This is a genomic window from uncultured Ferrovibrio sp., from assembly GCF_937960835.1.
Taxonomy (GTDB): domain Bacteria; phylum Pseudomonadota; class Alphaproteobacteria; order Ferrovibrionales; family Ferrovibrionaceae; genus Ferrovibrio.
Window position 1 is genome coordinate 141,804 of sequence record NZ_CALGPC010000015.1, and the last position, 18,490, is coordinate 160,293.

The following is an 18,490-nucleotide window of genomic DNA, read 5'->3' on the forward strand; positions in this document are numbered from 1 at the left end:
ATGGGAGGCGGCGTGAAAAATATCCTGATTACCGGCGGCAGCCGCGGGATCGGACGCGCCGCCGCCATCCAGGCCGGGAGACGCGGCTGGTCGGTCGGCATCAATTACGCCGGCAACGAAGCCGCGGCCCATGACACGGCGAAGGCCGTGCAAGCTGCCAGCGGCAAGGCTGTGGTGATCAAGGGCGATATCGCGCGTGAAGCCGACGTGATTGCCATGTTCGATGCCGTCGAGAAAGCCTTCGGTAAACTGGACGGCTTCGTGAACAATGCCGGGATCGCCGCGCCCAATGCCGCGCTGGCCGACATGCCGCTGGAGCGGCTAAAGCGGATCTTCGACGTCAATGTTCTCGGCGCGACACTCTGCGCACGCGAAGCCGTGCGCCGCATGGCGAAATCGCGCGGCGGCAAGGGCGGCAGCATCGTCAATATCTCATCGGTCGCAGCGCGGCTTGGCGCGCCGAATACCTTCGTCGATTACGCGGCATCGAAAGGCGCCATCGACAGCCTGACCATCGGGCTGTCGAAGGAAGTCGGCCCCGAGGGTATCCGCGTCAACGCCATCCGCCCCGGCGTGATCGAAACCGAGATCCATGCCAGCGCCGGCATGCCGGATCGCGCCAGACAGATCGGCGCCGGCGCGCCGCTGGGCCGCGCCGGAACGGCGGAGGAAGTGGCCGAGGCGATCGTCTGGCTGCTGGACGATGCGTCCAGCTATGTCAGCGGCGCCATATTGGATGTCTCAGGCGGACGCTGAACCACACGAGGGAGGAATAGCAATGGCGAAGACCATCCTGATTACCGGCGGCAGCAGAGGGATCGGTCGCGCCACGGCAATCCTCGCCGGACAGCGCGGCTGGTCGGTCGGTGTCAACTACGCCGGCAATGCGGCCGCCGCCGAACAGGTGGTAAAGGCCGTGCAAACGGCAGGCGGCAAAGCTATCGCCATCAAGGGCGACGTATCGCTGGAAGCGGACGTGATCGCCGTGTTCGACGCTGTCGAGAAAGTCTTCGGCAAGCTGGACGGCTTCGTGAACAATGCCGGCGTGTTGGACCGCAAGCAGCCCTTCCTCGACTATTCGCTGGAGCGCATGAAGCGCATCTTCGACATCAACGTGCTGGGCGCCTATCTCTGCGCCCGCGAGGCGGCGCGCCGGATGGCGAAGTCGCGCGGCGGCAAAGGCGGCAGCATCGTCAATGTCTCATCGGTCGCTGCCCGGCTGGGCGCGCCGGATGAATATGTCGATTACGCCGGATCGAAAGGCGCCATCGACAGCATGACCCTGGGCCTGGCGAAGGAACTCGGCCCCGAAGGTATCCGCGTCAATGCCGTACGCCCCGGCCTGATCGAAACTGATATCCATGCCAGCGGCGGCCAGCCCGACCGCGCGGCAAGACTGGGCGCGATGACGCCGCTGGGCCGCCCCGGCAGCGCGCAGGAAACCGCCGAAGCCATCATCTGGCTGCTGGATGATGCAGCGAGCTATGTCAGCGGCGCTCTGCTGGATATATCGGGTGGACGCTGACACCGCACTGCATCAAGCCGAAGTTGCGGCAATCGGCTCTGGGGCGTTGTTTCACCGGTTGATCCTCTGATCGGGATGATGCCACAGAAATGAACGGGGATAAACGAGCTAGTCGAGCTTGAGCTTCATGCCGACATGGCTGGCCTTGAAGCCGAGCCGTTCGTAGAGACGATGCGCCCCTGCCCGGCTGTTATCCGAGGTTAACTGCACCACGCCGCAGCCCTTCTCGCGCGCCCGCGCAATGGCATAGCGGATCAGCTCGCTGCCCAACCCCTTGCCGCGCAAGCGTGATTCGATACGGACTGCCTCGATCTGAGCACGCCACTGGCCCTGCTGGCCAAGGCCCGGCAGGATCATGAATTGCAGGCAGCCGATAATGGCGCTGGTATCGTCGAGAGCGAGAATGACTTCGCAGCCGATACGCTGCAAAGCATCGAAGGCTTGGCCATAGCTTTCCGGCAACGGATCGCTGTAGCGCTCGCGCGTGGCACCCAGATGGTCGTCAGCCAGAAGGCGGACGATTTCAGGAAGATCGGCTTTGGTCGCCAGGCGGAACTGCATGGCGGCGCCTATTCCGCTGCTTCGGCTTCCGGGCGTGCGGGATCATAGGCGAGATTCGGCGCCAGCCAGCGCTCCATCGTCGCGAGATCCATGCCTTTGCGCTTGGCGTAATCGGCAACCTGATCACGCTCGATCCGGCCGATGCCGAAATAGCGCGCTTCCGGATGGGCGAAATACCAGCCGCTGACGGCCGCCGCGGGCCACATGGCGAAGCTTTCCGTCAAGGTGATGCCGGCCTGTCTGGTGGCATCGAGCAGCTTGAACAAGGTCGCTTTCTCGGTGTGGTCTGGGCAAGCGGGATAGCCCGGCGCCGGGCGGATGCCGCGGTATTTCTCGGCGATCAGGTCCTCGTTCGACAAGTCCTCGTCCGAGGCATAGCCCCAGAATTCCTTGCGCACCCGTTCATGCATGCGTTCGGCGAAGGCTTCGGCCAGACGATCGGCCAGGGCTTTCGCCAGGATCGAGGAATAATCGTCGTGCTTGGCTTCGAATTCCTTCAGCCATTCATCGAGGCCGATGCCAGCGGTGACGGCGAAGGCGCCGACATAATCGGCCAGGCCGCTTTCCTGCGGCGCGACATAATCGGCGAGGCAGAGATTGGCGCGAGTGCCGTCACGCTTCATCTGCTGCCGCAGCATATGCAGGCGTGCTGCTTCCGTCTTGCGGCTGTCGTCGGCGTAGAGCGCGATATCGTCATGGCCGACCTGATTCGCCGGCCAGAAGCCGATCACCGCGCGGGCCTTGATCGGCTTTTCCTCCAGGATGCGCTGGAGCATCGCCTGCGCATCATTGAACAGGTTCCGCGCCGCTTCGCCCACCACATTATCGGTGAGGATATCCGGATACTTGCCGCGCAATTCCCAGGACTGGAAAAACGGCGTCCAGTCGATGCGATCGACGATATCCGCCAGCGGGTAATCGTCGAACACTTTGGTGCCGAGGAAGGCCGGCTTCGGCGGCTTGTAGCCGGCCCAGTTGATCTTCGCCTTGTTGGCGCGGATATCGGCCAGCGACTGGCGCGGCCCGGTATTGCGCTCGCGCGCATGGATCTCGCGGATCTTGTCGTATTCGCTGGCGATATCGGCCGCGTATTCCTCGCGGTCGTTGACCGAAACCAGCTTGCCAGCAACGCCCACCGCGCGGGAAGCATCGGAGACGTAGACGACCGGACCTTTATAGTTCGGCGCGATCTTGACGGCGGTATGCACCTTCGAGGTGGTGGCGCCGCCGATCAGCAACGGCAGAGTGAAGCCCTCGCGCTGCATCTCGGAAGCCACGTAGCACATTTCGTCCAAACTCGGCGTGATCAGGCCGGACAGGCCGATGATATCGGCGCCGATCTTCTTCGCCTCCTCCAGAATGCGGGCGCAGGGCACCATGACGCCGAGATCGACGACCTCGAAATTGTTACATTGCAGCACCACGCCGACGATGTTCTTGCCGATGTCGTGCACGTCGCCCTTCACGGTGGCGAGCAGCACCTTGCCATTCGTCTGCGCGGGGCCTTGGGCCTTCTCCGCTTCGATGAAGGGCAGCAGATAGGCCACGGCCTTCTTCATGACGCGGGCGGACTTGACCACTTGAGGCAGAAACATCTTGCCGGCGCCGAACAGGTCGCCGACCACGTTCATGCCATCCATCAGCGGGCCTTCGATGACCTCCAATGGCCGGGTGCAGAGATGGCGCGCCTCCTCCACATCCTCGTCGATGTAATCGGCGATGCCATGCACCAGGGCATGGGTCAGGCGTTCGCGCACCGGCTTTTCGCGCCAGGAGAGATCGGCTTCCTGCGCCTTGCCCTTGCCGCGGAACCGCTCGGCGATCTCCAGCATGCGCTCGGTCGCGTCGGGGCGGCGGTTGAGCAGCACGTCTTCCACGCGCTCGCGCAGTTCCGGATCGATATCCTCATAAACCGGAAGCTGGCCGGCATTAACGATGCCCATATCCATCCCGGCCTTGATGCCGTGATAGAGGAAGACGGCGTGCATCGCCTCGCGCACGGGCTCGTTGCCGCGGAAGGAGAAGGAGACGTTGGACACGCCGCCCGAGACATGGGCATGCGGCAGGTTCGCGCGGATGCGCTTGGCCGCCTCGAAGAATTCGACGGCGTAGTTGTTATGCTCCTCGATGCCAGTCGCAACCGCGAAGATGTTCGGGTCAAAAATAATGTCTTCCGGCGGGAAGCCGACCTTCTCGGTCAGCAGCTTGTAGGCGCGGGCGCAGATTTCATATTTGCGGTCGGCCGTATCGGCCTGCCCCTGCTCGTCGAAGGCCATGACGACGGTAGCAGCGCCATAACGCAGGATCTTGCGCGCCTGTTCCAAAAACGGCTTTTCGCCTTCCTTTAGGCTGATCGAGTTCACGATCGCCTTGCCCTGCACGCATTTCAGGCCAGCCTCGATCACCTCCCATTTGGAGGAATCGATCATGATCGGCACTTTCGCGATGTCGGGCTCTGAGGCGATCAGGTTGAGGAACTTCACCATCGCCGCCTTGGAGTCGAGCATGCCCTCGTCCATGTTGACGTCGATGATCTGGGCGCCATTCTCGACCTGCTGGCGCGCAATCGCCAGTGCCGCCTCGTAATCGCCGGCCTGGATCAGCTTGCGGAACTTGGCTGAGCCGGTGACGTTGGTGCGTTCGCCGATATTGATGAAGACGGGAAGATTGGAGGTCTGGGTCATGCGGCGGAGGCGGTGAAAGGTTCGAGCCCGGAAAGGCGAAGCGCCGGCGGGATGGTGGGAACTTTACGCGGTTTCATGCCGCGCACGCTTTCGGCAATGGCGCGGATATGGTCGGGCGTGGTGCCGCAGCAGCCGCCGACGATGTTGACCAGCCCAGCCTCGGCCCATTCCCGCAGATGGGCCGCGGTGGCATGGGGCGCCTCGTCATATTCGCCGAACTGGTTCGGCAAACCGGCATTCGGATAGGCGCTGACCGGCACATCGGCCACGCGGCTGAGTTCGGCGATATAGGGCCGCATCTGCTGCGCGCCGAAGGCGCAGTTCAGTCCGATCGAGAAAGGCTTGGCGTGACGCAGGCTGTTCCAGAAGGCTTCCGTTGTCTGGCCCGACAGCGTGCGCCCGGACAGATCGGTGATCGTACCCGAGATCATCAGCGGCCATTGCTCGCCGAGTTCGTCGAACAGCTCGTAGATGCCAAAGACCGCGGCCTTGGCATTCAACGTATCGAAAATCGTCTCGACCAGCAGGATATCGGCGCCGCCGTCGATCAGGCCGCGCGCCTGTTCCTTATAGGCGTCCTTCAGCTCGTCAAAGGTGATGTTGCGGAAATCCGGACGGTTCACATCCGGCGACAGCGAGGCCGTGCGGTTGGTCGGCCCCAGCGCGCCGGCGACGAAGCGCGGCTTAGATGGATCCTTCGCCGTATATTCAGCAGCGGCTTGACGCGCCAGCCGTGCGCCCTCGCGGTTAATGTCCTGCACGGCGGATTCGAGATGGTAATCCGACTGGCTGACCCAGGTACCCGAGAAGGTGTTGGTCTCGATGATATCCGCGCCCGCCTCGAGATATTCGCGATGCACGTCGAGAATGACGTCCGGGCGGGTGATGTTGAGGATGTCGTGGTTGCCCTTCAGGTCGCCAGCAGCGTCCCTGAAACGCTCGCCGCGATAATCGGCTTCCTGCAGCTTGCGCCGCTGCAGCATGGTGCCCATGGCGCCGTCCAGCACCAGAATGCGCTCCTTCGCCGCGGCATGCAGCGCGGCGCGGCGGACTTTACGGTCGGACCAGTCAGTCATAACGATCTCCTCAGGCCGCCGCTTCATCGGCCTTGGCCGGCGGCCGCACGCCCAGCACATGGCAGATGGCGTAGGCCAGGTCGGCGCGGTTCAGCGTGTAGAAATGAAACTCGTCGATGCCGGCCGCAAGAAGGCGGCGGCATTGCTCGGAAGCGACATGGGCGGCGACCATGCGGCGCGTCTCGGCGTCGTCATCCAGCCCGTCGAACATGTCAGCCAGCCAGGCCGGCACGGAGGCGCCGCAGGCAGCCGAGAAACGCACGACCTGCTTGAAATTGGTCACCGGCAGGATGCCCGGCACGATCGGCACCGTGATGCCGGCCGAGCGGGCGCGATCCAGGAAGCGGAAATAGACATCCGTGTCGAAGAAATACTGGGTGATGCAGCGCGCAGCGCCGGCATCGACCTTACGCTTGAGGTGATCGAGTTCCACGCGCGGCGAGGTCGAATCCGGATGACCCTCCGGATAGCAGCCGACGCTGATCTCGAAATCGCGCAGCTTGCGCAGGCCCGCGATCAGATCGGTGGAATTGGCATAGCCGTCGGGATGCGGCACGAACTTGCCGGTGCCTTCAGGCGCATCGCCGCGCAGGGCGACGATATGGCGGATGCCGGCTTCCCAGTAATGTTCGGCGACGTCGTTCACTTCGCCCTTGCTGGCGCCAACGCAGGTCAGATGCGCCGCCGGATTCAGGCCGGTTTCCTTGAGGATGCGGACGACGGTGTTATGGGTGCGCTCGCGCGTCGAACCGCCAGCGCCATAGGTCACCGAGACGAAGCGCGGATTGAGCGGCGCGAGACGCGTGACGCTGCGCCACAGGCTTTCTTCCATCTCCGGCGTCTTGGGCGGAAAGAATTCGAAGGAAATCTTCAGCGGACCGGGACGGCGCGCGGCGTAGGCGGTGCTGTCGGAGTGAATCATGCGGCGGCACTTTCGCGGGAAGAGGAAGGATGGGCGGCGACAGCGCCGCGCTTGCGGGCGCGCCAGATATGAACGGTCAAAGGCTGGCCCGGCAGGGCGATCACCGGATCGGTCTGCAGGCCGGCAGCGGCGCACCACTGCCGCAGTTCGGCATCGGCGAAGCCGAGCCTGCGATGGGCATGGCGGGCGCGCAGGTCTTCCAGATCATGGGGAGCGAAATCGACGATGACGAGATGGCCGCCGGGCTTCAGCACGCGGGCGGCTTCGGCGATCACCTTCTGCGGCTCGTCGGCGAAATGCAGCACCTGATGGATCACAGCCGCATCGACGCTGGCGTTATCCAGCGGCAGGGCATACATGTCGGCCTGACGCACCTGGCAATGGCGGATGCCGGCGCGTTCGAGATTGGTCCGCGCGATGCCCAGCATTTCGCGGCTGAGATCGACGCCAAGGCCGCGCTTGACCTGCGGCGCGAGGATTTCCAGCAGGCGGCCGGTGCCGGTGCCGATATCAAGCAGGTCACCGATTGGCCCCGCCTCCTCGATCAGCTTCAGCACCTTGGCCTCGACCTGGGCTTCATCGACATGCAGGGAGCGAATCGCCGACCATTGCGCGGCATTGTCGCGAAAATAGGCTTCGGCGGCTTCGGCGCGGGCGCGCTTCACCGCCCCCAGGCGTTCGGCATCGCGGGCAAGCGTCGTGTCGTTGGGCGGCAGCAGGCCCGACAGGGCGCGCACCAGCGGGGCGCCGGGAAGCTGATCGTTGATCCGATAAAAAGCCCAGGTGCCTTCCGGCACACGTTCCAGAAGTCCCGCCTCGCAGAGCAGCTTCAGATGGCGGGAGACACGCGGCTGGCTTTGCCCCAGAATCTGGGTGAGCTCAGTTACCGTCAGCTCGCCCTGGGCGCAGAGCGCCAGCAGGCGCAGGCGCGTCGGCTCGGCCGCAGCGCGCAGGGCCGCCATCAAGGTATCGAGGGTCAGGGTAGGTTCGGTCATTTGCAGAAAATATAAACATATCTTTATGTATTTGTATACTCCGTTTCAGCCTCAAAGAATCATGGAGTTAATGTGGTAGGCGGGCTATCTATTCTTCCCCGCCTCGTCTTCGGGCCCCCGAAACCCTTTTTCAGTCTATGTGTTAGATCAATGTCGATGAGCCCTGCCCCGCTTCATACCTGCCTCACCCGGCGCCGCCTGACCTTGGCCGGCTTTATCCTGCTGGGGCTGTCGCTCTTCCTGTCCGTCCCGGCCATGGCCCAGACCAAGGCGGACGACTTCATCCGCGAGGTAGGCAGCCGGACCTTGTCGGCACTGGGCGATCGCAGCCTCACCGCCGAGAAGCGGGAGGATCTGGTCCGTCATCTGCTGACCACGTATCTCGATCTGGACGCAGTCGGTCGTTTCTGCCTCGGCCGCTATAACCGCAGCCTCAGTGACGGCCAGCGCCAGGAATATCGCGGCCTGTTCGAAGACTATCTCGTGAAGGTCTATTCCCAGCTTCTCTCGCAATATAACGGCGAGACGCTGGAAGTGCGCGGCGGACGCCCGACCGGCGAGGAAACCATCGTCGAATCCTTCATCAACCGGCCGAACGGTCCGCCCATCCGCGTCGAGTGGAAGGTGCAGGACAAAGACAGCAAGCCGCTGCTGACCGATGTGGTGGTGGAAGGCGTGTCGATGGCGTTTACCCAGCGCCAGCAGTTCGAATCCGTCATCCAGAATAACGGCGGCAAGATCGACGCCCTGTTCAATGCCATGCGGAAGCAGATCGCCCGCCGCTGACCGGCGTCTCAGCTACAATAAAAAAAGCCCCGTTACGCCGGGGCTTTTTCGTTCAGCGGGGCCATCCCGTCATGCCGACATCGCTGCCGAGGGTGTCAGCTCCAGCGCATAGCCGGCGGAGCGCACCGTGCGGATAATGTCCTGCTCGCCGTTGCTGTTGAGCGCCTTGCGCAGGCGGCGGATATGCACATCCACCGTGCGCTGCTCGACATAGATGTCGCGGCCCCAGACGGCATCCAGGAGCTGATCGCGCGACAGCACGCGGCCGGGATGCTCAAGGAAATACCGCAGAAGGCGGAATTCGGTCGGGCCGAGATGGATGTCACGGCCGTTGCGCGTCACCTTATGTGTGGCGATATCCATCACCAGACCGCCATAGGTCAGCATCTCTTCGGCCAGAGCCGGGCGGATGCGGCGCAGCACAGCCCGGATGCGGGCCAGCAATTCGCTTGGACTGAAAGGCTTGGCGATATAATCGTCGGCGCCGGCATCGAGGCCGCGCACGCGATCCGCCTCTTCGCCGCGCGCCGTCAGCATGATGATCGGCACATTGCGCGCGTTGGGATCGCGCCGCAATTGCCGGCAGACTTCCAGGCCGGAAAGCCGCGGCAGCATCCAGTCGAGCAGGATCAGATCGGGCAGATGCTCGGCCACCTTCAGCAGGGCCTGTTCGCCATCGGTCGCCTCATCGACCGTGTAATTCTCTTTCTCCAGATTGTAGCGCAGCAAAGCCAGCAGCGCCGCCTCGTCTTCGATGACGAGGATTCGCGGCTTGATCGACAGACTCATTGCCTGCCTCCCGGGGCCGTCACAACCGCATAAGCGGTATCGTCCCCCTTCGGACGCTCCTCCTTCTTCATCTCGCCCTTGACCGTGTAGTGGATCAATTCGGCGATATTGGTGGCGTGGTCACCGATACGCTCGATATTCTTGGCGATGAACAACAGATGCGTGCAGGCGGTGATGGAGCGCGGATCCTCCATCATATAGGTCAGCAGTTCACGAAATAGGCTGGTATAGAGCTCGTCGACTTCCTCGTCGCGCGCCCAGACGGCGTCGGCCTTCGCCGCGTCCGCGGTGATATAGGCGTCCAGCGTATCCTTGATCAAAGCCTGAACCAGCGCCGCCATGCGCGGGATGGCGTGGACAGGTTTGACCAGCGGCGCCTGGTTCAGCGCGATGCTGCGCTTGGCCACGTTCTTCGCGTAATCGCCGATCCGCTCGATCTCGGACGAGATGCGCAGAGCCGAAACGACGGTGCGCAGATCGTTCGCCAAAGGCTGGCGCCGAGCGAGCAGTTCGATCGCCAGATCATCGATCTGGGTGCGCATCGTGTCCAGCTTAGCGTCGTTCTGCACCACCTCGGTGGCAAGATCGCTGTCGCGGCGCACGACGGCTTCGACGGCACTGGCCAGCTGCTGCTCCGCCAAGCCGCCCATCTGCACGATCAGGGTGGCGAGCCTGCGCAGTTCGTCGTCGAAGCTTTGGACTATGTGCTGAGTGGGCATCTTCTACCTCGTCTGGCTCAGCCGAAGCGGCCTGTGATGTAATCCTGAGTCTGCTGCTTGGCCGGATGCGTGAATATCGTTCGGGTCTCTCCGAATTCCACCAGCTCGCCCAGATACATGAATGCAGTATAGTCGGACGTACGCGCCGCCTGCTGCATATTATGCGTGACGATGACGATGGTGTAGTCGCTCTTCAGTTCGTCGATCAGCTCCTCGATTTTCGCCGTCGAGATCGGGTCGAGCGCCGAGCAGGGCTCGTCCAGCAGGATGACGTCCGGCCGCACGGCAATGGTGCGGGCGATGCAAAGGCGCTGCTGCTGGCCGCCGGAAAGGCCGAGGCCGGAGGTATGCAGCTTGTCCTTGACCTCCTTCCAGAGGGCGGCGCGCTGCAGCGCGTCTTCCACCCGCTGGTCCATCTCATCCTTCGACAGCCGCTCATACAGGCGGATGCCGAAGGCGATATTCTCGTAGATCGACATCGGGAACGGGGTCGGCTTCTGGAACACCATGCCGATCTTGGCGCGCAGCAGGTTCACGTCCTGCTTCGGGTCCAGGATATTCACCCCGTCCAGCATCACACGGCCTTCGGCGCGCTGGTTGGGATACATCTCATAGATGCGGTTCAAGACCCGCAGCAATGTGGACTTGCCGCAGCCCGAGGGGCCGATGAAAGCCGTCACCTTGCGGTCGTAAAGCGGCAGGTCGATATCCTTCAGCGCTCTGGTCTCGCCGTAATAGAAGGCAAGCTTCTTGATGGAGACTTTCGTCCTGAGCTTCTCGCCTTCGGTTTCGAGCGCGGTGTCGGCTACTTGCACATTCATTTCGTACGGCTCCGTCCCGCCAGCAGGCGAGCAATGATGTTAAGCGCGAGGATGGCAACGGTGATCAGCAGGGCGCCCACCCAGGCAAGACGGCGCCAGTCCTCGTAAGGGCTCAGCGCGAACTGGAAGATGACGACCGGCAGGTTCGCCATCGGCGCATTCAGATCGAGGCTCCAGAATTGGTTGTTCAGCGCGGTGAACAACAGCGGCGCCGTCTCGCCGCTGATGCGCGCCACCGCCAGCAGGATGCCGGTAAGGATGCCGTTGCGGGCTGCCTTGTAGGCGACCTTGCGGATCACGAAATAACGCGGCGCGCCAAGTGCGGTTGCCGCTTCGCGCAATCCGTTCGGCACCAGATTGAGCATGTCTTCAGTGGTGCGCAGCACCACAGGGATGACGATGATCGCCAGCGCGACGGCGCCCGCCCAGGCCGAGAAATGGCCCATATGGATGACCATCACCTCGTAGACGAAGAGACCGATCACGATGGAGGGCGCAGACAGCAGAACGTCATTGATGAACCGCACCACCATCGACAGTTTGGCGTGGCGGCCATATTCGGCCAGATAGGTGCCGGCAAGAATGCCGATCGGCGTACCGATGACGACGGCGATGGAGGTCATCAGCAACGTGCCGACGATGGCATTGCGCAGACCGCCATCCTGGCCGGGCGGCGGTGTCATCTCGGCGAAGACCGCGAGATTGAGGCCACCCAGTCCTTCAAAGAACAGGGTGCCAAGGATCATCACCAGCCAGGACAATCCCAAGAGAGCGGCGGCCACCGAGAGGATGACCACCATGTTGCTGCGGAAGCGGCGGCGCGCGTAGAGATCCATGTCAGGCCGCCCTCTTGTTGAGGCGCATCAGCATGTAGCGCGCGATGGCCAGGACGGTGAAGGTTATGAGGAACAGGATCAGGCCCAGCGCGACCAGCGAAGCCGTGTAGATATCGCCGACTGCCTCGGTGAATTCATTGGCGATGGTGGCCGAGATCGTAGTGCCCGGCCCGATGATCGAGGCATGAATCCTGTGCGCGTTACCAATGACGAAGGTCACGGCCATGGTCTCGCCGAGCGCACGGCCAAGCCCTAGCATGATGCCTCCTACAACGCCGACGCGGGTATAGGGCAGAACGACATACCGCGTGACTTCCCAGGTCGTGCTGCCAAGGCCATAGGCAGCCTCCTTCAGCACCGGTGGGACGGTTTCGAACACGTCGCGGGTGACCGCGGTGATGAACGGCAGGACCATGATGGTCAGGATCAGGCTGGCTGTCAGGATGCCGATGCCGTAAGGCGGCCCGGCGAACAGGTTGGAGAGGATGGGTACATCCTCGAAGGTATCGATCAGGAAAGGCTGCACGTTGCGCTGCATGAAGGGCGCAAAGACGAACAGGCCCCAAATGCCGAAGATGATGCTGGGGATGCCGGCCAGCAGTTCGATGCAGATGCCGATCGGGCGGCGCAGCCACATCGGGCAGATTTCGGTGAGGAAGATGGCGATGCCGATGCTGATCGGAATGCCGAGCAGCATGGCGATGAAGCTGGTGATCAGCGTGCCGGAAATCGGTGCCAGGGCACCGAACTGCTCGGTCACCGGGTTCCAGGATTGCGAAACCAGGAAGCCGAAGCCGAATTTGGCGAAAGCCGGCCAGGCGCCTTCCAGCAGCGCAACGATGACGCCGCCCAGCAGGAGCAGGACGAACACCGCCGCCGAGAGCGTGAGGCCATGAAACAGCTTGTCGGACGGAGCGAACCAACGTGAAGCCCCGGTCCGCCGCGTATTCGCCGCCGAAGTGTTCATTGCACAATCTGTCACGTCCTGCTCCTTTGGCCGGCCGATGCCGGGTCTTTCGGGCTTTCCGGACGGCCGGGTTCCACCAGCCGCCCGGAGGCGCCTTTACGCTTCTACTGAGCCGCAAAGAGCGGCTTGCCGCCAGACTGGATCTGCGAACTCCAGGCCTTGCGCACCAGATCGGCAACATTCTGCGGCATGGCGACATAGTCGAGCTCATCGGCCATCGCCTCGCCGCTCTTGAAGGCCCAGTCGAAGAATTTCAGTGCCTCGGCCGCCGACGCCGCATCCTGCGGATTCTTATGCATCAGGATGAAGCTGGCGCCGGTGATCGGCCAGCTATTGTCGCCGGCCGCATCGGTCAGGATCACTTCAAAGCCCGGCGTGCCGGCCCAGTCGGCATTGGCAGCAGCGGTCTTGAAGCTGGCCGAGTCCGGCTGCACGGCCTTGCCGGCCTTATTGATCATCCGCAGATGCGTCAACTTGTTCTGCTTGGCATAGGCATATTCGACATAGCCGATGGCGCCATCGGTCTGCCCGGTCATGTTGGCGACGCCTTCATTACCCTTAGCGCCGATGCCGGTGGGCCATTGCACGGCGGTGGCGGCGCCGACCTCGGACTTCCAAGCGGCGCTGGCCTTCGACAGGTAATCGGTGAACAGGAAGGTGGTGCCTGAGCCGTCCGAACGATGCACCACCGCGATGGCGCTCTTCGGCAGGTCAATATCCGGGTTCAGCTTCTTGATAGCCTCGTCATTCCACCTTTTCACCTTCCCCAGGAAGATGTTGGCGAGAGTCGGACCATCGATCACCAGCTCGCCCGGCTTGATGCCCTTGATATTGGCGACCGGCACGACGCCGCCTATTATCATCGGGAACTGGACCAGACCCGAATCTTCCAGATCCTTGGCCTTCAGCGGCATATCGGACGCGCCGAAGGTGACGGTCTTGGCCTTGATCTGCTTGATGCCGCCGCCCGAGCCGATGGACTGGTAATTCAGGCCGATGCCGGTCTCCTTCTTATAGGCCGCAGCCCACTTGGTGTAGATCGGATAGGGGAAGGACGCGCCGGCGCCGGAGATATCGGCGGCCCGGGCACCGCCCAGGCTTACGCTCGCCACCAGAGCAACGACTGCCGCCTTCAGCATGACAGGCTTCAAATGAAACACGGGTCTCTCCCTTCTCATGAGGTCCAGGACGATCTGCCTCGATCGGCCGCGGCGGAAGATAGAGACGGCATATGACTCATAGTTTGCAGGAATATGACAGTTGGAAGAATCGTTGTGGGTGCGGGGGAGGTGCCGCAGGCAGAAGAAAAGGAAAACAACAATAATAATTCTGATATTATTAGAATTTCTCCAAGCTATAGGCTGACATTTCAAATATTACTTTTGTAAGTATTAAATTATATTTGAAGTGTAATCTTAATTATTCTCATTAATTTTTATTGAATATATGTAAAACTGCGAGATTCACATTATTATAACAGTATTTACTAAAATTACTCGTGGATGCCACGTCCAAGCCGTGGCATGACGTCTGGGCAGGTGTTCTTCCATTAATCATCGTCATTCTGGCCAAGCGTGCGGTTACGCCGCGCGAGTCGGACCCGATTTCCGAGCCTGTACCTGAGAGCCCGAGTCTGCGGCGGACCGTTAACTGTCCTTGTCTTCCCCTTCGGAGGAAGAGGCCGGCGACAGGGGCAGACGGATGGCAAACACACTACCCTGCCCCAGTTCGGAGTCGATGACCAGCCGGCCCCGGTGGCGGTTCAGGATGTGCTTCACGATGGCAAGGCCGAGGCCGGTGCCGCCGAGATCGCGGCTGCGGGCGGAATCGACGCGGTAGAACCGCTCGGTCAGGCGGGGCAGATGCTCACGCGAAATGCCCTCACCGTGATCGCGCACCGCAACCTCAACCCATTCGCCGCCATGGGCCTCCTGGATGCGGGCAAGCCGGATTTCCACCGGCGTCTCTGCCTTCCCGTATTTGATCGCGTTGTCGATCAGGTTCTGGAAGACCTGCAGGAGTTCATCGCGCGCGCCGCGGACCGGCGGCAGTGTCTCATCTAAATCCAGGCTGAGTGGCATTTTTTTCGCCTGCGCCTGCGGCTGCAGCGCTGCTGCGGTGTCGCGCAGCAAGGGCGCCAGCGCGACCGGATCAGACGGTCGGTCATGCTCGCGCAGTTCGATCTGTGACAGCGACAGCAGATCCTGGATCAGCCGCGACATGCGCGCCGCCTGCTCCTTCATGATGCCAAGGAAGCGGATCCGCGCATCCTCGTCATCTTTCGCCGGACCTTGCAGGGTTTCGATGAAGCCGACCAGTGAGGCCAGAGGCGTGCGCAGTTCGTGGCTGGCATTGGCGACAAAATCGGCGCGCATCTTTTCAGCCTTACGCAAAGCCGTCACATCATGCAGCGCCAGCACCGCAGCGGTATTCTCGCGCGAGGCCGGGAGGGCCACCACGCGCAGGCTGAAACTGCGGCCATCCGGCACCGGCAGGGTGAGATCGGCCGCCACCTGCTCGGCATCGCCCGTCAGCACCGCATCGGCCGCTTCCAGCCCGGTCGGATGACGCAAAGCCACAGCGAGGTCGTGGCCGATCACGTCATTGCCGAAGAACTTGCGGGCAGAAAAATTGGCCCGCGCTATGCGGCGATGGGCATCCAGCAGAAGGACCGGATCGGGCAAAGCGTTTAGGATCGCATCGGCCGTAGTGGTCTGCAGCACCACCTGCCCTTTCTCATCCAGGAGAATCTGGTGCATCCGCTCGACGGTGGCGCCAAGCTCGCCCAGCATGGTCAAGGCATGCCATTTCTGCGGCGCCTGCGCATCCTGGCCGACGATCTCTTCAGTACGCCGCAGCACCTGCCAGGCCGCATTGGTATGCCAGGCGGCGAATAGGGCCACGATCGCCAGCAAGGCGGCGAGCAAGCCACAGGCGGCTGCCAACATCAGCGCATCGAGGAGATAAGCCAGCCAGACGACGCCCGCGACCGGCAGGCCAAGCATCAGGAACAACGTCAGCCAGCGGGTATAGGGAAAGCGTCCGTTGCCGCGGCCTGACATCGCGCCCTCTTACGCCGGCCGCCAGCGCAGCAGCGTCTCCGCCAGACGGCGCAGTACGGCCACAAGCGGCTGCGCCCGCTGTGCATCCCAATGCTCGGGGCGCGCTTCGTCCATGTAGCAGGCCTGGGCCATCTCGAGCTGCAAGGCATGAAAGCCCTCATGGGGCCGGCCATAGTGGCGCGTGATATAGCCGCCTTTGAAGCGGCCGTTATGGACATGGGTGAACCCCTGTGCCGAAGCCAGAACCTCAACCGCTTTCGCCGCCAGATCCGGCGCGCAGCTCTTGCCGTCATTGGTTCCGAGATTGAGATCGGGCAGACGTCCGGAGAAGAAACGCGGCACCTCGGCGGGAATGCTGTGGCCATCCAGCAGGATCGCGTAGCCATGCCGTGCGCGGATGGCTTCCAGCTCTGCGGCCAGACGAGCGTGATAAGGATGCCAGTATTTCTCGACGCGCGTTGCGACTTCGGTGGCATCCGGCGCGGCGCCATCCTGATAGATCGGCGCATTATCGAAGCCACGCGTGGGACAGATCTCCGTGTTGTCCGCGCCGGGATAAAGCGCCTGCCCGGACGGATCACGATTGAGATCGACGACGTAGCGCGAATGCGTCGCCACCATCAGGCCCGCACCGGTCTCGCTGGCGAAGTCGTAGAGTTTCTCGACATGCCAGTCGGTATCCGCCCGACGTAATCCGGCTGGCGTCATGCGCGCCTCCATGCCGGGCATCAGGCCGAGGCCGGCATGAGGAATGTCGATCAGAAGCGGCGTGCGTGCGGGAAGAAGAGTGAACAGAGCGTTCTCGTCGGCCATGATAGGTAAAATGCTTGAGGGGTTATCTCAGCCATAGGTAACAAAGGGCCACCCGCCCGCCAAGCCGCGATAGCCGGATCTTCAATATTTCACGAAAAGCCGGCCTTGAAGCAGTCTGAGGCCGTATCCTATTTGCCCCATCTCATTTGAGCATCCGGAGGGATTGGACTAAAGTGCGACCACTTTTCAAGATTCCCCATTAGAGCCAGAAGGCAGCCCTTTCGATGGACATCTCCCTCTTCGGCCTGACGGTCACCGCCGCCGAGATCAGCGCGTTTCTGCAGGTCATCTTGATCGACGTCATCCTGTCGGGTGACAATGCAATCGTCATCGGCATGGCCGTAGCCGGACTGCCGGCCAAGGACCGCAACAAGATCATCATTTACGGCATTCTCGCTGCAACGGCGCTGCGCATCCTGTTCGCCGGCATCGCGGTGCAGCTTTTGCAGATCATCGGACTGACACTCGCGGGCGGTATTCTGCTGCTCTGGGTGGCCTGGAAGATGTGGCGCGAGCTGCGCGAGCAGGCCAAGGCGGACGCCGCCGAGAAGCAGGGCATCGACAGCGAGAAGCCGGCGCCGAAAACCCGGCGCGAGGCGGTGCTCCAGATCATCATGGCCGACGTGTCCATGTCACTCGACAACGTGCTGGCGGTGGCAGGGGCTGCGCGCGAGCATCCCTTCATCCTGGCTTTTGGTCTGATGCTGTCGATCGCGCTGATGGCGGTGGCGTCGAAGTTCATCGCCCGTCTGCTCGATCGCTACCACTGGATTGCCTATATTGGCCTGCTGATCATCGCCTATGTCGCGCTGCGCATGATCTGGGATGGCGGCTGGCAGGTTGCCCCCTTCGTGGAAGGTGTGCTGAACGGCAATTGAGGCCGCTACTCGGCCCAGAAACTGGCAGCCGCGTCGGCGAGAGCCACGCTGTATGACCCGTTGAACATGTGGTCGGCGCCATCGATGGTGCCGACCGCATACTGCGCAGGCTTTGGCGCGCTCGCCAGCCTGGCGGACAAATCCGTCACGATCCTGTCGCCGCCTGCAACCACTACTAGCACAGGGCGCTGAATCTGCGCCAGCAGGCTGGGCGCATCGTTGCGGCCATCGGCAGCGTAGTAATCGAGAACGGTCGCTGCCGCCGCATCGGTCCTCTTGCAATTCAGGAAGCCGATCCCGGGGATCAGGTCGCCGCCCCGGTCCGCGGCGACCATGGCTTCTGCCCGCTTCAAAATCGCAGCAAGATCGCCATCAAAACGGCGTCTGTAATCTGAAATGGCACTCGCCGGATCGAAAGTCGACGGCGCCGCCAGCACGATCTTCTTGACCGCACTGGGCAGGCTGTCGCCGGCCTGCACCGCATAATGGGCAATCTGCGTGGCGCCGCGTGAATGCCCCAATAGACCGATCTTCGCCGCACCGTTTTTTGCAGCCCAATCCACCCAGGCACCGATCTCGGCGATCACCTGCGCGTTGTTGTGGCGATGCGGCTTAATGCAATCGTAAGTCCCCTTGCGGTTGGCAACCCCGAGCGACAGGGTGACGGCCAGGGAGGAGATGCTGCGCTCCGCCAGCAGGGTTTGCAGCGCCTGCATGATCGCCATCCGGTGATGCGCCATGGCGCCGTGGACCAGGACCATTATCCCGTCCGTCATGGACTTTCCTGCGGCCAGCTTCACTTCCCCGTTCAGGCCGCGCCCGTCATGGACCAGCCGCACCGGCTCGGTCTGAGCCTGATGAAGAGGTATCAGGACAAGAAAGCCGATTGCGGAAATGAGCGAGACAACGCGGCCAGCCATGCGTCATTTCCTTCCCAGACACAGCCCTTTACCGGTGCGAGACTATTGATCGGCCTCAATAAGAAAAATAACATGCAGAAATGATATTTTTGCTCGTTGCACAAATCCTGTGTGTTTTAGCCGTTGCTCTTACCGC

General features: G+C 62.3%; 18 protein-coding genes. 4 read left to right on the forward strand and 14 right to left on the reverse strand.

The features are described from left to right. On the forward strand, positions 1–756 hold the full coding sequence (locus tag Q0603_RS14740; RefSeq protein WP_366132795.1) for an SDR family oxidoreductase: 756 nt from the start codon (positions 1–3) through the stop codon (positions 754–756). A gap of 22 nt (positions 757–778) precedes the next feature. Next, positions 779–1,525, forward strand: coding sequence for an SDR family oxidoreductase (locus tag Q0603_RS14745; RefSeq protein WP_298726981.1), 747 nt, complete (start codon positions 779–781; stop codon positions 1,523–1,525). A gap of 108 nt (positions 1,526–1,633) precedes the next feature. Here Q0603_RS14745 and Q0603_RS14750 read toward each other — a convergent pair whose 3' ends face one another. The 5 genes from Q0603_RS14750 to Q0603_RS14770 are packed head-to-tail and all read right to left on the reverse strand — an operon-like array spanning position 1,634 to position 7,763. Continuing rightward, complete coding sequence (locus tag Q0603_RS14750) at positions 1,634–2,086, reverse strand: GNAT family N-acetyltransferase (protein ID WP_298726983.1); 453 nt, start codon at positions 2,084–2,086, stop codon at positions 1,634–1,636. Between the two features lie 8 nt (positions 2,087–2,094). Beyond that, entirely contained in the window at positions 2,095–4,770 is a 2,676-nt protein-coding gene (gene metH / locus Q0603_RS14755) for a methionine synthase (protein ID WP_298726985.1), read from the reverse strand. Then, the gene (locus Q0603_RS14760; protein WP_298726988.1) at positions 4,767–5,846 is read right to left on the reverse strand and encodes a homocysteine S-methyltransferase family protein; all 1,080 of its coding nucleotides are present in this window, start codon (positions 5,844–5,846) and stop codon (positions 4,767–4,769) included. The genes metH and Q0603_RS14760 overlap by 4 nt, the downstream gene beginning before the upstream one ends. A gap of 10 nt (positions 5,847–5,856) precedes the next feature. Then, complete coding sequence (metF, locus tag Q0603_RS14765; protein ID WP_298726990.1) at positions 5,857–6,768, reverse strand: methylenetetrahydrofolate reductase [NAD(P)H]; 912 nt, start codon at positions 6,766–6,768, stop codon at positions 5,857–5,859. Next, entirely contained in the window at positions 6,765–7,763 is a 999-nt protein-coding gene (locus tag Q0603_RS14770; RefSeq protein ID WP_298726991.1) for a metalloregulator ArsR/SmtB family transcription factor, read from the reverse strand. Before Q0603_RS14770 ends, metF begins: the two co-directional genes overlap by 4 nt. A gap of 156 nt (positions 7,764–7,919) precedes the next feature. Between Q0603_RS14770 and Q0603_RS14775 the strand changes: the two genes are divergently transcribed. After that, complete coding sequence (locus Q0603_RS14775; RefSeq protein ID WP_298726993.1) at positions 7,920–8,549, forward strand: ABC transporter substrate-binding protein; 630 nt, start codon at positions 7,920–7,922, stop codon at positions 8,547–8,549. A 69-nt stretch (positions 8,550–8,618) separates the two neighbouring features. Here the strand turns inward: Q0603_RS14775 and phoB are convergent, their stop codons facing one another. The 8 genes from phoB to hutG all read right to left on the reverse strand — a co-directional run bounded on the left by phoB (position 8,619) and on the right by hutG (position 16,556). Beyond that, positions 8,619–9,338, reverse strand: a complete 720-nt coding sequence (phoB, locus tag Q0603_RS14780) for a phosphate regulon transcriptional regulator PhoB (RefSeq protein ID WP_298726995.1) — start codon at positions 9,336–9,338, stop codon at positions 8,619–8,621. Further along, positions 9,335–10,057 carry a phosphate signaling complex protein PhoU gene (gene phoU / locus Q0603_RS14785; RefSeq protein WP_298726997.1) on the reverse strand — a complete coding sequence of 241 codons (723 nt, stop codon included), beginning with the start codon at positions 10,055–10,057 and terminating at the stop codon, positions 9,335–9,337. Before phoU ends, phoB begins: the two co-directional genes overlap by 4 nt. A 17-nt stretch (positions 10,058–10,074) precedes the next feature. Next, positions 10,075–10,878 (reverse strand): phosphate ABC transporter ATP-binding protein PstB, encoded by an 804-nt coding sequence (pstB, locus tag Q0603_RS14790; RefSeq protein ID WP_298726999.1) that lies wholly within the window; start codon positions 10,876–10,878, stop codon positions 10,075–10,077. Next, a complete protein-coding gene (gene pstA / locus Q0603_RS14795) occupies positions 10,875–11,714 on the reverse strand; it encodes a phosphate ABC transporter permease PstA (protein WP_298727001.1) in 840 nt (279 codons plus the stop codon). Before pstA ends, pstB begins: the two co-directional genes overlap by 4 nt. A 1-nt stretch (position 11,715) precedes the next feature. Further along, positions 11,716–12,696, reverse strand: a complete 981-nt coding sequence (gene pstC, locus Q0603_RS14800) for a phosphate ABC transporter permease subunit PstC (RefSeq protein WP_298727004.1) — start codon at positions 12,694–12,696, stop codon at positions 11,716–11,718. An 89-nt stretch (positions 12,697–12,785) separates the two neighbouring features. Then, positions 12,786–13,841 carry a phosphate ABC transporter substrate-binding protein PstS gene (gene pstS, locus Q0603_RS14805; RefSeq protein ID WP_298727006.1) on the reverse strand — a complete coding sequence of 352 codons (1,056 nt, stop codon included), beginning with the start codon at positions 13,839–13,841 and terminating at the stop codon, positions 12,786–12,788. Positions 13,842–14,327: 486 nt separating this feature from the next. Further along, a complete protein-coding gene (locus Q0603_RS14810; RefSeq protein ID WP_298727007.1) occupies positions 14,328–15,743 on the reverse strand; it encodes an ATP-binding protein in 1,416 nt (471 codons plus the stop codon). Between the two features lie 9 nt (positions 15,744–15,752). After that, positions 15,753–16,556 (reverse strand): N-formylglutamate deformylase, encoded by an 804-nt coding sequence (gene hutG / locus Q0603_RS14815; RefSeq protein WP_298727009.1) that lies wholly within the window; start codon positions 16,554–16,556, stop codon positions 15,753–15,755. Between the two features lie 224 nt (positions 16,557–16,780). Between hutG and Q0603_RS14820 the strand changes: the two genes are divergently transcribed. Next, on the forward strand, positions 16,781–17,434 hold the full coding sequence (locus Q0603_RS14820) for a TerC family protein (protein WP_298727011.1): 654 nt from the start codon (positions 16,781–16,783) through the stop codon (positions 17,432–17,434). A 5-nt stretch (positions 17,435–17,439) separates the two neighbouring features. On the opposite strand, the gene Q0603_RS14825 is transcribed toward Q0603_RS14820, so the two are convergent. Continuing rightward, positions 17,440–18,354, reverse strand: a complete 915-nt coding sequence (locus Q0603_RS14825) for an alpha/beta fold hydrolase (protein ID WP_298727013.1) — start codon at positions 18,352–18,354, stop codon at positions 17,440–17,442. Positions 18,355–18,490: the final 136 nt, after the last annotated feature.